Consider the following 12,694-nt stretch of genomic DNA (forward strand, 5'->3'; position numbering starts at 1 on the left):
TCAGGAACACAGCTCCCGTGTGGCTAAGCAAGTTGTATCCATCCCGACATGATGTTCGGTGAGTAAAAAATCACTCAGAAGGGGATGCGCTATGGACGAGTACTCGCCAAAAAGGCATGATATCGCGCAGTTGAAATTTCTCTGCGAATCCTTGTACCATGACTGCCTTGCCAATCTTGAAGAAAGTAACCATGGCTGGGTGAACGATCCAACGTCTGCTATCAATTTACAGCTTAACGAGCTGATCGAGCATATCGCCACCTTCGCACTTAATTATAAAATTAAGTACAATGAAGATAATAAGTTGATAGAGCAAATTGATGAATACCTGGACGACACCTTTATGTTGTTCAGCAGCTACGGCATTAACGCACAGGATTTGCAGAAATGGCGTAAATCAGGAAACCGTCTATTTCGCTGCTTCACTAATGTCAGCAGAGCTAATCCGGTTAGTCTTTCCTGTTAAAATTATTACAATTACTAAGGTGAATTTATGTCTGATAAACCATTAACAAAAGTCGATTATTTGATGCGCCTGCGACGCTGCCAGTCAATTGACACCCTTGAACGAGTTATTGAGAAAAATAAATACGAGCTGTCTGATAATGAACTGGCGGTATTTTATTCAGCTGCCGACCATCGTCTTGCTGAGCTGACCATGAATAAACTGTATGACAAGATCCCCTCTTCGGTGTGGAAATTTGTTCGTTAATCGTTGAAGAGAGACTGTAAAGGCATTACGCCCGTTGTTAAGCTGAATTTACCTTTCGAATTACGCTTCAAATGCAAACGCCAGGTTCCCGTATAAAACGTATTTATGCGCAAGAATGTTGTGACTCCCGTCACAGCCACTTTTAGGGAACGTTCCCTTTCTGGTTAATCCTCTTTACGCTGCGTAAAACGATTCCAGAGAGGTTCCCATGAGTGAAGAAAAACAGAAGATGATTGCAGGTGAATATTACCGCCCTGGCGATGACACGCTGAGGGCTGACCGTTTACGCGCGCGTCATCTTGTTCACCGCTACAACCATACCGCACCCGATGAGAAGGCCGAACGTCGCGCCTTATTAGCTGACCTGATGGGTCAAAGCGAAGGTGCCTATATAGAGCCAAGCTTCCGCTGCGACTACGGATATAACATCTATCTGGGCAAAAATTTTTACGCCAACTTTGACTGCGTCATGCTGGACGTCTGTCCTGTCCGCATTGGCGATAACTGTATGCTGGCGCCGGGAGTGCACATTTATACGGCCACGCATCCTCTGGATGCGACCGAACGTAACAGCGGGCTGGAGTACGGTAAACCGGTTACCATTGGTGATAATGTCTGGATCGGCGGACGTGCGGTCATTAACCCGGGCGTCACCATTGGCGATAATGCGGTTATCGCTTCCGGCGCGGTAGTGACCAAAGACGTGCCGGCCAATGCGGTAGTGGGCGGGAATCCGGCGAAAATCATTAAAATGATCTAAGCGCATCCTGAGTAACTGTTATGCTTTTTCCTGGCATAACTGTTACTTTCATCGCATAAACCCCTCTCATAAAATAGGCAGATCACCTGTATTTTTAACAATCATAAAGGCAAAAAATGACAGAGATACAGCGCCTGCTTACCGCCACCATCGACGATCTCAATACCCGCGAAAAGCGCGACAATCGCCCGCGCTTTAGCATCAGCTTTATTCGCAAACACCCCGGATTGTTCGTCGCCATGTACGCCGCCTGGCTGGCAACGCTTATCGTCATGCTGAAGTCTGAAACACTGGTCGATTCCGTCTGGCTACTGGTTGTGCTGTTCGTGGTGTTTAACGCGTTTTTCTTTTTCGACGTCAATCCGCGTTACCGGTATGAAGATATCGACGTACTCGATTTCCGCGTGTGCTACAACGGGGAGTGGTACAACACGCGCTACGTGCCGAAGGAGCTGATCGACAATATCCTGCTCTCGCCGGCCGTCGAAGCCGGGCAAAAAGAGAAGTTGCAGAAAATGGTCATCACTAAGGGCCAGCTCTCTTTTTATGATGTCTTTACCCTTTCCCGCCCCACTGCTGTGTAATGAGCGCCTGAAGACGTCGGATACCCGGCGCAAACTGCGAAGCAGAGGTATTACCGTAACCTAAAACCAGACCGGTTTGCCCCTGCTTTGTCTCAAGGTAATACCAGCTCAGCGCAGCGGGTGCCAGCTGAAGCGCTCTCGCCTGCTCCACCAGCCGCTGGTCGTCGATACCGTCAATTGCCAGCGTCAGATGCATTCCCCCTTCCCCGGCAAGAACACGGTGCGGCGTATGAAGCTCCGCGCTCAGCACCTCCCGCAGCTGGCGGTAACGCTTACGATAAAGGCGGCGCATGGCGGCAAGATGTCGTGCATAGTGGCCTTCCTCAATAAACAGCGCCAGGGTGCGCTGTTCAGCGCGATGCCCGCCGCGCAGCAGCGAGCCGATGGCCGGACGCGCCGCCTTCGCCAGCGCTGGCGGTAACACCATGAACCCCATCCGGAGCGATGGAAACAGCGTTTTGCTGAACGTCCCCAGATACACAACGGGCGCATTGTTGACCATGCCCAGCATCGCCGGGACGGGCTCACCGGTATAACGAAATTCACTGTCGTAATCGTCCTCAATGATCCACGCGCTGTGCTGCCGGGCCAGTTCCAGCAGCGCCAGACGCCGCCGCGCGCTGAGCACGCTTCCGTAAGGGAACTGATGCGATGGCGAAGTAAAAATCAGCGTGGGTGAAGGCGCGCACAGCCCTTCCCAGCACATCCCCTCATCATCCACCGGTATGCCGGTCATCGCCAGGCCGGTTTTGACAAAAGCGCTTTTGGCGCCGCTATAGCCGGGATTTTCCACCCAGGCGACATCCCCCGGCTCGCTTAACAGCATCGTGCAGAGATTGACGCCCTCCAGCGCCCCTTCGGTTATCACTATCTGGCTGGCATCGCAGTCAATGCCGCGGGAGAGCGCAAGATGGCGGGCAATGGCGGCCCGCAGCGTCGGCTCACCGGCCGGGTCGCCATACCCTAACAGGGCGCTTCCCTCCTCGCGCAGGACGCGATCGTACAACCGCCGCCACAGCGGCAAGGGGAAATAGTTGATGGCAGGCGTTCCCGGCGTAAACGCCATCACCGGAGTGTCGCGCGGCACAGGCGCGGGCAGCAGGGCGACACGTTTTGTCAGCCTGACGTCCGGGTCCGGTAATGTCCGGGCAATCGTCCGAGGAGCGAATTGCCCCACCCGCGTACCCTGGCGGCTACGCAGCAAATAACCTTCGAGCGTGAGCTGGTCCAGCGCCGCATTGACGGTGTTTCGGGACACCGAGATCTGCTGTGCCAGCGTTCGTGAGCCGGGCAAATGGCTGCCGGACCGAAGCCTTCCGCACAGTATGGCCTCCCGCAAAGCAAGATAGAGCGCACGCTGGAGCGTCTCTTCCCCACGTTTTTTCAGCGCAGCATGGAGCAAGGTGTAAAGCTCATCACCCGGTATATTCATCTTTCCTCCTCGTGGTACCAGAAAAACATAGCCTGGTGGTTCTTTTTAAGGAACCAGCAATTCATTAATCTGGAGATCTTTTCAATGTGACGGGAATAAAGATGAATACATTCAATGAGTTTGGACAACCTGTAGGCGAAAGCCTCATCGACTGGCAGCCTCGCCCGCACCCGTCCCGGGTGATACTTCAGGGTCGCTATTGTCGGCTTGAGCCTTTGCGCGTGGAGCATGCCCCGGCGTTGTTCTCTGCGTATTCCCTGGCCGGAGATACCCGCAGCTGGACGTGGCTGCTGCGTGAACCCGATGCCACCGCAGAGGAGTTTGCCGAATGGGTGGCGAGCGTGAGCGAATTAGCCGATCCCATCCACTTTACCGTTATCGATAACCAGACCCAGTCTCCTGTCGGGACGCTGTCCCTGATGCGGATCGATCCTAAAAACGGCGTTGTGGAAGTGGGACATGTTCACTTCTCGTCACTGTTAAGTCGCACGCCCATGTCGACAGAAGCGCAGTATCTGCTGATGCGGTACGTGTTCGATACCCTGGGCTACCGGCGTTATGAATGGAAGTGCAACAGCCTGAACGAACCATCCCGCAAAGCGGCTCTGCGTCTGGGCTTTCAGTTTGAAGGGCGTTTTCGCCAGGCGCTGGTCATTAAAGGCCGAAACCGGGACACCGACTGGTTTTCAATTCTCGACAAAGAGTGGCCAGCGCTGGCGAGCGCGTTTGAAAGCTGGCTTGCCACCGACAATTTTACCGCCGATGGCAAACAGAAAAGATCCCTGGAAAGCTGGCGAGAAACGCGCGTCTAGCGTCTTTTTTTACGCCCCTGCACCGCCTTAAAGCGCGGGTTAGATTTGCAAATCACGTATAAGCGTCCCTTGCGTTTGACTATCTGGCAATCCGGGTGACGCTGTTTTGCACTGCGCAATGAGTTCAGCACCTGCATGATTAGCCTCGCTTCGCATCAAGAAAGCCGCCAAAACGCTTGCGGAAGCGTGCCGCGCTGCCATCCGTCGAGAAGGTCTTCTGCTTCCCGGTATAAAACGGATGTGATTTAGAGGAGACATCAAGGGTAACGTAGGGATACGTTTTCCCCTCCAGCTCAATTTCACGGTCTGTCTTAATTGTTGAGCCGACTTTAAAGTATTCATTAGCCGTGGTGTCGTGAAACACAACGGTGCGATAGGTTGGATGGATATTCGGTTTCATCTCTGGCCTTCATGTATTGTTATAACATAATAAAATACTATCTGAGCTTTGCTGCAAAAACAACCCCTGTCACGCACAGCCTGTTTTTGAAAGGTTGATTCAGATACCTGCCTGAGACTGTCACATGCTATAACTATATCATTTAGCGATAAAAAACTTTTTCTTCTGGCGCGCAAACTCCAGGCCCAAGGTGGGCATATGGAAAGGATAAAGCAACATGCGAACCCGACATCTGGTCAGCCTGGTAACAGGCATACTGATCTTCTCTGTGCTGGTCCCTGTGTGCCTCAGTATCTGGCTGGCGCATCGTCAGGCAGAGGATAAATTTGTGGACGCTCTGGACAGCTATGCCTCGCGCGTCCTGATCCGTACCGACAGAGTCGTTGCGCAGGCAAAACAGGCGCTCACGCACCTACAGACATTCCACGCCCCACCCTGCACTCCCCCGCATTTACGCGAAATGCGTCGGGTTGAATTCTCATGGCGCTATATTCAGGAAGTGATGTATATCGATAACCTGAAGCCGCTCTGCTCATCCCTTGAACAATCCAGTAATACGGCGATCTTACCGCCCCCGATGCGGATCACCGCAGACGGGTATAGCGCGTGGCTCACCTCGCAAAACGACCTCGGCATTCACCGCTATATGGCCGTTCTGGGGAAAGGACATTATCTGGTGATGGTTGATCCTGCCTCGCTTGTGGATGTTGTCCCGTTTGGTGAAATTTCGATGGATGCCGCCCTGGTGGGCAGTGAAACCCATCGGATATTTGCCAGAAGCAATATTGTCGACCCGTATATTCTTTCTGTCGTTAAGGAGCAGCAGGACGTTACGCGCGTACAATACAACGGCTCGATGTACGTGTTGAAACCTGTACCCGAACTGGGTTTTACGGTGATCGCGTGGGCGTCGTTAAAACCGCTGGCGGAATCCTGGCACCAGCAGCTGATCATCTGGCTACCGGCTGGCATCTTGCTAAGCCTGGCTGCTGCCCTTATTGTCCTGCGCATCCTCCGCCGTTTGTTATCCCCGCGTAACCGCCTGATCGACGCAATCAACAACCGGGAGATCGAGGTTTACTATCAGCCCATCGTGGCGCTGTGCAGTGGAAAACTGGTGGGTGCTGAAGCGCTGATGCGCTGGCCGCAGCCAGATGGCAGTCACCTGTCGCCCAATCTCTTTGTGCCGCTGGCTGAGCAGACGGGGCTTATTTCAACGCTGACGCAGCTGGTGGTGAATAAGGTGTTTGAGGATTTAGGCGCCTGGCTGCATCAGCATCCGGAACTGCACATTTCTGTCAACCTTGCGCCATCGGATTTAACGTCCCCCGAGCTGCCTCGCCAGCTGAGTCAGTTGCTCAACAAATGGGGCGTCCACCCGCGCCAGATCGCCCTTGAATTAACCGAGCGCGGCTTTGCCGATCCCGCCGTCAGCGTGCCTGCCATCGCTGCGTTTCGCCGCGCCGGGCACGCTATCTACATTGATGATTTTGGTACGGGTTACTCCAGCCTGAGCTATTTGCAGGATCTGGATGTCGATACCCTGAAGATTGATAAATCCTTTGTGGATGCGCTGGAGTACAAGAACGTGACTCCCCACATCATCGAAATGGCCAAATCGCTTAAACTGGCGATGGTCGCAGAAGGCATTGAAACTGAAGGGCAGATCGAATGGTTGCATCGCCACGGCGTGCAGTACGGACAGGGCTGGTATTTCAGCAAGGCGCTGCCTAAAGAGGATTTCATTCTCTGGGCCGGGCACAATCTGGAGAAGCACATTACTTAAGGTACGATTTGATCACCTGCATCACGACCCCGAGATCGGCCTCGCGCTGCGCTTCCTCTGGCTCTTTCACCACGTGATCGGTTAAATGTCCCTCAATTACTTGCATCATCATACCGTTTACCGCGCCCCTGATCGCCGCCAGCTGCTGTAACACCTCGGCGCATTCATGATCGCTGTTGAGCATTTTTTCCAGCGCAGCGCTTTGCCCCTGAATTTTTTTCAGGCGGGTCAATAACTTTTTTTTATCACGAACTGTGTGTGACATCGCTTAGCTCCTCTTTGGTGGCGTAAAAAGCATATCACGCTCTACTCCCCCTGGGTATTTTTCTACTGGGGGGTAGTATTATACTACTGGGGGGGAGTAGTATTCTCGGCATGTTTTCCACCCCGGAATGTTCAATGAACGCTTTTTCTTCTCTTCTTCAGCAGGGTAACGCCTGGCTGTTTGTCCCCAGCGCCATCCTGCTTGGCGCGCTCCACGGCCTCGAGCCAGGCCATTCAAAAACAATGATGGCGGCTTTCATTGTGGCGATCCGCGGTACGCTGAAACAGGCTGTGTTGCTTGGGTTGTCCGCAACGCTGTCTCATACGGCGGTCGTCTGGATCATTGCGATGGCGGGATTATGGTTTGGTCGGGGATGGGACGCAGATACATCTGAGCCCTGGTTTCAGTTGATTTCCGGGGTTCTGATCGTGTTGATCGCCCTGTGGATGGCGTGGCGAACCTGGCAGGAGAGCCAGCCGCATCACCACCATGATGATCATCATCACCATCTTGATCATCACGACCACGCGCATCATCACGACCACACGTCTCCTCTGGTTGAAGAGGAGTGGCAGGATGCCCACCAGCGCGCACACGCCCAGGACATTAACCGACGCTTCAACGGTAAAGAGGTCACCACCGGGCAAATCGCGCTATTCGGCCTGACCGGTGGGCTTATCCCCTGTCCGGCCTCCATTACGGTGCTGATGATCTGCCTGCAACTGAAACATTTCGCGCTCGGCGCCACGCTGGTGTTCAGTTTCAGTATCGGACTGGCGCTCACTCTCGTCGCCTCTGGCGCAATTGCCGCATTAAGCATGAAACATGCGGCGAAGCGCTGGCCCGGCTTTAGCGCCTTTTCGCGCAAGGCGCCGTGGATCTCAGCGGCACTGATCGCGGTAGTCGGGATTTATATGAGCATTCACGGCGCAAGCGGGATCCTGAGATAAGCATTGCGGCCACGGTAGTGGCCGCACGTGTCGGCTCAGCCGTTCTGCTGCCAGCTAAACGTGTATCGCAGCCGGCGGTTTTGCAGAATGAAGGCCGGGGCTACGCTCGGGCTCCATGAGTCGTCCCCCCCTACGCCCATGTGAAACGCATCAAGATTCAACCAGCAGCCAGCCTCTTCCCGCAGCAAATGCTGATGCGTTGTCTCATGCAGCTGCCGCTGGCTATAACGGCTCAGGGAGAAATGGAACTGTCCCTGCAACTGATGGGAGCCAAACGTCAGCTCGCGGGTGTCGCAGCGCAAACCGTTCTCCGTCGGGAAGATATACGGCGTCTGCATCTCTTCCAGCGGTAACGCCCAGCGCCCCTGCTGCGCCGCCAGTTTTCTGTCCGGATAGTTCTCCAGCGGGCCTAGCCCCAGCCAGCGCACCGTTTCCGGGATATCCGCCAGCATAACGCTCAGGCCCACGCGAGCGGGCTCAGGAATGTCAGACGCCACCGTCACCTGCACATCACCGTGCAGCACCCCGTGGTCATCAATCCGCCAGAGCTTGCAGCTGATAAACAGCGCTTTACCCTGATGCTCCCACACGTGCTGCGTGGTCACCACCACCTCACGGGCATGCTGCTCCGCTTCACACTGGAGGAGGCGCGCGGACATCCCATACATCCCTGCCGCTTTCCAGCGTTCCACCCACGCGTTCGGATCGATGCGGGTCGCCTCGCTGACGCCAATGTCATTGTCCAGCGGCGCGCGGGTGAAGCTATCCGTTAGCGGGGAACGGAGCGTTTCAGCGCCCTCGTTCCACCACTGGATCAGGTTTCCAGTGAGACGGCTAAACTGCCAGCGCTGCTGCCGATGAGTGATGTCCAGCGCTTCGTCCCGCACCGTTAGCTGCGGAGGGGCTCCGCCTGCTTTCGGTGGCGCAAGGTACAGCGGAGCCGGGAGCGGCCACTGATCCCAGGCACAACGGTGGCCGGGCGGCGACCACGGCGTGGCCTGCGGCTGAACGATCTCCACGCTGAGCCAGACCTCGCCCGGCTCAGCGTCAAGCTCAGGCAGCGGGATCTCAACGCGCTGCGTCTCCTGAGGCGCAACAGAAAGGGGTATTTCGCCGGAAGCCAACACCGCACCGTCACGCGCCACCGACCATTGCAGATGCTCGTTGTCAGTATGACGGAACAGATAATCGCTCTGGATCTCGACGACCAGCGGAGCGGTGCTCACCAGCGTAAAGGTAAAGAACTGCTGGGCACGCTGCGCCTCGTAAAGGGCGGGGTGCGGAGTGCGATCGGGAAACACCAGCCCGTTGAGGCAGAACTGACGGTCGTTGGGCTTATCGCCAAAATCGCCGCCGTAGGCCCAGAATGCCGTGCCGTCTTCCGCTTTTTTCGTCAGCGCCTGATCGACCCAGTCCCAGACAAAGCCGCCCTGCAAACGGGGATGGCTGCGGAATGCCTGCCAGTAGCTGGCAAAGCCGCCAAAGCTGTTGCCCATCGCGTGGGCATACTCGCACAGGATCAGCGGACGGGTTTCGTCCGGCATGCCGATCCACTTTTTAATCGACCACTTTGGCACCGCCGGGAATGGCTGATCCTGATCGACGCGGGCATACATCGGGCAGACAATATCGGTAGCGGCCGTACTGGCGCCACCGCCTTCGTACTGCACCGGCCGCGTGGGATCGGCGGTTTTCAGCCAGCGGTACAGCGCATCGTGATTCGCCCCATGCCCGGACTCATTCCCCAGGGACCAGATGATGATGGACGGATGATTCCGGTCCCGCTGCACCATACGCGTTACGCGTTCGCTCATGGCAGGCAACCAGCGCGGATCGTCCGCCAGGCGGCTCATCGGCACCATGCCGTGGGTTTCAATATTCGCCTCATCGACCACGTACAGGCCGTAGCGATCGCAAAGCGTGTACCACAGAGGATGGTTCGGATAATGCGAGCAGCGCACGGCGTTGAAGTTATGCTGCTTCATCAGTTCGATGTCGCGGCGCATGGTCGCCTCATCCATCACCTGCCCCTTCTCAGGATGATGTTCGTGACGGTTCACGCCGCGGATCAGCAGCGGTTTGCCGTTAAGCTTCAGCAGGCCGTTGCTGATTTCGACGCGTCTGAAACCGACATCGCAGGCTTCAGTCTCCAGCACGTTACCCTGCGCATCCCGAAGCGACATTGTCAGCCGATAGCATTCCGGTGTTTCAGCGCTCCACAGCGCGGGAGCGTTCACGGGGATCGCCACCGTGAGCCGTTCTGCCCAACTGCCGCGTTCGTCCACGATGGCCGATCCGGGCTGCTGCGTGGTTTGCGCGCAGGCTTCGCCGTTACGCCACAGGGTAAACGCCACCTCGCATTCGGCGTAGCGTGAGCCTTCCAGCGCAACGTCAACCCGGAGTATCGCCCGATCGCATTCGGCATTCAGATCGGTCACGATCTGATAATCGGCAATTCGCGTTTCCGGCTTGTGCAGCAGCGAGACGTCACGGAAAATGCCGCTCATCCGCCACATGTCCTGATCTTCCAGGTAGCTTCCGTCGCACCAGCGTAACACCATCACCGCCAGACGGTTCTGCCCCGGTCGCAGCACCGCGCTGAGATCGAACTCCGCAGGCAGACGGCTGTCCTGCGAATAGCCCACCCACTGGCCGTTACACCACAGATGAAAAGCTGAATTCACCCCGTCAAAAATAATGCGGGTTTGCCCGCTGCACAGCCAGGCGTCATTCATCTCAAATGTGAGCGAGTAACAACCAGTTGGGTTTTCAGCCGGAACATACGGCGGGTTCACATTTATCGGATAGGTGACGTTGGTATAGATGGGAGTGTCAAATCCCTCCATCTGCCAGTTCGACGGCACGGGCATCCCAACGGCGTCAGCCAGATCGTCCGTTATCCATGCCTCGGGAACCTGCTCTGGCGCCGGGAAAAAGCTGAATCGCCAGACGCCGTTAAGCAGACGCTTGCTTAGCGAAAGTTTATCCTCGCGGGCGAAGGTTTCATCGCGCCAGCTATGAAAAGGCGCGTGTGTAGCCAGACGATTCCACTGCGTCACGCCCGGGTTTTCCCAGTCACGACGCGCCAGAAGTGCGCTGAGGGTCAGCGGCAATGTAGAAGACATATCAACCTCTTTGCGAAGCGCTCACAATTTCAGCCAACATGCCCTGGTAAACGGTGGCGGTAAAGACTTTGATCGTCACCAGGCGAGCACGATCACAAAAGTGCTAGCTGCGCGCCAGTTTCTCCGCCAGCAGCGCCAGCGTTCTGAGCTGTTGCGCCAGATCTTCACGATCGGCCTGCTGTGCGGCGCGCGGCGCGGTGGAATGACGTACTATCAACGTAACGGGAAGTTGTTCCTGCCAGCATTCGTCGTGATGGGCAGGTGCCATCAGCCACTCCACGCTGCGCTCACCGGCCTCGCGGAACGCCTGCCGAACGGTGGTGAGCGGAGGTGAAAACCACGCGCTGTCAGCCGTATCATCAAACCCGACAACCGAGATCTGCCCCGGTACCGCAACGCCTTTTTCCGCACAGGCGCGTAAAACGCCAAGCGCCATCTGATCGTTAGCGACGAGGATCGCCTCCGGCAGCTGCGCGCCCGCCAGGAGCTGATGCCCTTTCTCATAGCCCGAGGCCGCGCTCCAGTCGCCCTGCGCCACCGCAAACGCCTCCACGCCGGCCCGGGCCAGCGTGGTTTTCCATCCCGCCAGACGAGCCCGGGCAGAGACAGAACTTTCCGGCCCGGCGAGCAGCGCAATTCGCTGGTGCCCCAGCGAAAGCAGATGCTCTGCCCCCAGGCCAGCGCCCTGTTCGGCATTGAAAACAAGGCTGTTAACCCGAGCTGTGGGGGAAACATCGAGAAAAAGAACCGGGGTCGGCGAGGCCATTTCCTGAAGCATTTCTGCCTGTGCATCTTCCAGCGGAACGTTCACCAGCAGCGCCTCCACGCGCTGCGCCAGTAATTCCTGCAAAGCAGCCTGACACTGCGCGGGTTGCTCCACCATGGAGATGAGTACGCTAGCCCCCTGCTCCACTGCCCGGGATTTTACAGCTGAGGCGATTTGCGACGGCGCATGCAGCGCCAGATCGCTGGTCATTAGCCCCAGCGTGCGGGTACGTTTCCCGGCCAGCTGCTGCGCGCCACGGTTAGGCACATAGTGTAGCGCCGCCATGGCCTGCCGGACCTTTTCCCGCGTACGGGCAGAAACGTGTTCTGCGTCGTTAATCACCCGGGAAACGGTCTGATAGGAAACGCCCGCCACGCGGGCAACGTCATAAAGAGTGATCGCTTTCATACATTCTGGCGTCGTAAAAAGAGAAGTCTCTATTCTGACACAGTTACGCCATCATAGCCTGTGAGCGCTTCGCAAAATTAAACAATCCGCTCCGGCCGCGCGGCTTTCTGAATGCGCGGTCCCTGACGAAACCACGGCAAACAGAGCTGGATCAGCGGGCCGATGGTTAATGCATACAGTACGGTTCCAACGCCAAACGCTCCCCCGAGGAGGTAGCCGACGATCAACACGGTCACCTCGATCGCGGTACGCACGCTGCGGATCGACCAGCCCAGCCGGGCATGTATGCCGGTCATCAGACCGTCGCGCGGGCCTGCGCCAAAACCCGCGCCGATATACATCCCGGTGGCAAGGGCGTTAACCACAATGCCGGAAACCAGCAGGGTGATGCGCACGGGCAGCGAGGTGAGCTCAGGGATCAGCGCCATTGACGCATCGGCCGCCAGACCAATACAAATCACATTACTGATAGTACCCAGTCCCGGCAGCTGACGCAGCGGGATCCACAGCAGCAGCACCGCGGCCCCGGTTAAAATAATCACCGTGCCGATGCTCATCCCGGTCTGGATGGCGACGCCAAGGTGAAAGACATCCCACGGGTCGACACCCAGATCCGAACGAATAAACATCGCGGTTGAAAGCCCGTACAGGCCTAAACCGACATAAAGTTGTACCAGACGACGTACCATTTTCT

General features: G+C 56.5%; 14 protein-coding genes. 7 read left to right on the forward strand and 7 right to left on the reverse strand.

Annotation, left to right across the window (positions count from 1 at the left end; translation table 11 throughout):
• Nucleotides 1-91: 91 nt before the first annotated feature.
• The 4 genes from tomB to INF61_RS09130 all read left to right on the forward strand — a co-directional run bounded on the left by tomB (nt 92) and on the right by INF61_RS09130 (nt 2,056).
• Nucleotides 92-466: an Hha toxicity modulator TomB gene (gene tomB, locus INF61_RS09115; protein ID WP_006809850.1), complete on the forward strand. Its 375-nt coding sequence runs from the start codon at nt 92-94 to the stop codon at nt 464-466.
• A gap of 27 nt (nt 467-493) precedes the next feature.
• A complete protein-coding gene (locus tag INF61_RS09120) occupies nt 494-712 on the forward strand; it encodes an HHA domain-containing protein (protein WP_015571250.1) in 219 nt (72 codons plus the stop codon).
• 208 nt (nt 713-920) lie between these two features.
• Entirely contained in the window at nt 921-1,472 is a 552-nt protein-coding gene (gene maa / locus INF61_RS09125; protein WP_193547712.1) for a maltose O-acetyltransferase, read from the forward strand.
• Nucleotides 1,473-1,588: 116 nt separating this feature from the next.
• Nucleotides 1,589-2,056, forward strand: a complete 468-nt coding sequence (locus INF61_RS09130) for a YlaC family protein (RefSeq protein ID WP_023296041.1) — start codon at nt 1,589-1,591, stop codon at nt 2,054-2,056.
• Here INF61_RS09130 and INF61_RS09135 read toward each other — a convergent pair.
• On the reverse strand, nt 2,028-3,488 hold the full coding sequence (locus INF61_RS09135; protein ID WP_193547713.1) for a PLP-dependent aminotransferase family protein: 1,461 nt from the start codon (nt 3,486-3,488) through the stop codon (nt 2,028-2,030). The two genes, INF61_RS09130 and INF61_RS09135, sit on opposite strands and share 29 nt — an antisense overlap.
• A gap of 101 nt (nt 3,489-3,589) precedes the next feature.
• On the opposite strand from INF61_RS09135, the gene INF61_RS09140 reads away from it, so the two are divergent.
• Nucleotides 3,590-4,300, forward strand: coding sequence for a GNAT family N-acetyltransferase (locus tag INF61_RS09140; RefSeq protein WP_017383207.1), 711 nt, complete (start codon nt 3,590-3,592; stop codon nt 4,298-4,300).
• On the opposite strand, the gene ykgO is transcribed toward INF61_RS09140, so the two are convergent.
• Complete coding sequence (gene ykgO, locus INF61_RS09145; RefSeq protein WP_003859006.1) at nt 4,297-4,437, reverse strand: type B 50S ribosomal protein L36; 141 nt, start codon at nt 4,435-4,437, stop codon at nt 4,297-4,299. The two genes, INF61_RS09140 and ykgO, sit on opposite strands and share 4 nt — an antisense overlap.
• A gap of 2 nt (nt 4,438-4,439) precedes the next feature.
• Nucleotides 4,440-4,700 (reverse strand): type B 50S ribosomal protein L31, encoded by a 261-nt coding sequence (locus tag INF61_RS09150; RefSeq protein ID WP_015571255.1) that lies wholly within the window; start codon nt 4,698-4,700, stop codon nt 4,440-4,442.
• A gap of 217 nt (nt 4,701-4,917) precedes the next feature.
• On the opposite strand from INF61_RS09150, the gene INF61_RS09155 reads away from it, so the two are divergent.
• Nucleotides 4,918-6,486, forward strand: a complete 1,569-nt coding sequence (locus tag INF61_RS09155; protein ID WP_045907188.1) for an EAL domain-containing protein — start codon at nt 4,918-4,920, stop codon at nt 6,484-6,486.
• Here the strand turns inward: INF61_RS09155 and INF61_RS09160 are convergent.
• The gene (locus INF61_RS09160; protein ID WP_015571258.1) at nt 6,479-6,751 is read right to left on the reverse strand and encodes a metal-sensing transcriptional repressor; all 273 of its coding nucleotides are present in this window, start codon (nt 6,749-6,751) and stop codon (nt 6,479-6,481) included. The genes INF61_RS09155 and INF61_RS09160 overlap by 8 nt on opposite strands.
• 134 nt (nt 6,752-6,885) lie before the next feature.
• On the opposite strand from INF61_RS09160, the gene INF61_RS09165 reads away from it, so the two are divergent.
• Complete coding sequence (locus INF61_RS09165; protein ID WP_160177117.1) at nt 6,886-7,701, forward strand: nickel/cobalt efflux protein RcnA; 816 nt, start codon at nt 6,886-6,888, stop codon at nt 7,699-7,701.
• 35 nt (nt 7,702-7,736) lie between these two features.
• Here INF61_RS09165 and INF61_RS09170 read toward each other — a convergent pair whose 3' ends face one another.
• From INF61_RS09170 to INF61_RS09180, 3 genes are all read right to left on the reverse strand, one after another.
• The gene (locus INF61_RS09170) at nt 7,737-10,826 is read right to left on the reverse strand and encodes a beta-galactosidase (protein WP_193547714.1); all 3,090 of its coding nucleotides are present in this window, start codon (nt 10,824-10,826) and stop codon (nt 7,737-7,739) included.
• Between the two features lie 103 nt (nt 10,827-10,929).
• Nucleotides 10,930-12,000, reverse strand: a complete 1,071-nt coding sequence (locus INF61_RS09175; RefSeq protein WP_017383203.1) for a LacI family DNA-binding transcriptional regulator — start codon at nt 11,998-12,000, stop codon at nt 10,930-10,932.
• Nucleotides 12,001-12,077: 77 nt separating this feature from the next.
• Nucleotides 12,078-12,689: a YitT family protein gene (locus tag INF61_RS09180; protein ID WP_015571261.1), complete on the reverse strand. Its 612-nt coding sequence runs from the start codon at nt 12,687-12,689 to the stop codon at nt 12,078-12,080.
• Nucleotides 12,690-12,694: the final 5 nt, after the last annotated feature.

This window comes from Enterobacter cloacae complex sp. P18RS, assembly GCF_014982105.1.
Lineage (GTDB): Bacteria > Pseudomonadota > Gammaproteobacteria > Enterobacterales > Enterobacteriaceae > Enterobacter > Enterobacter hormaechei_C.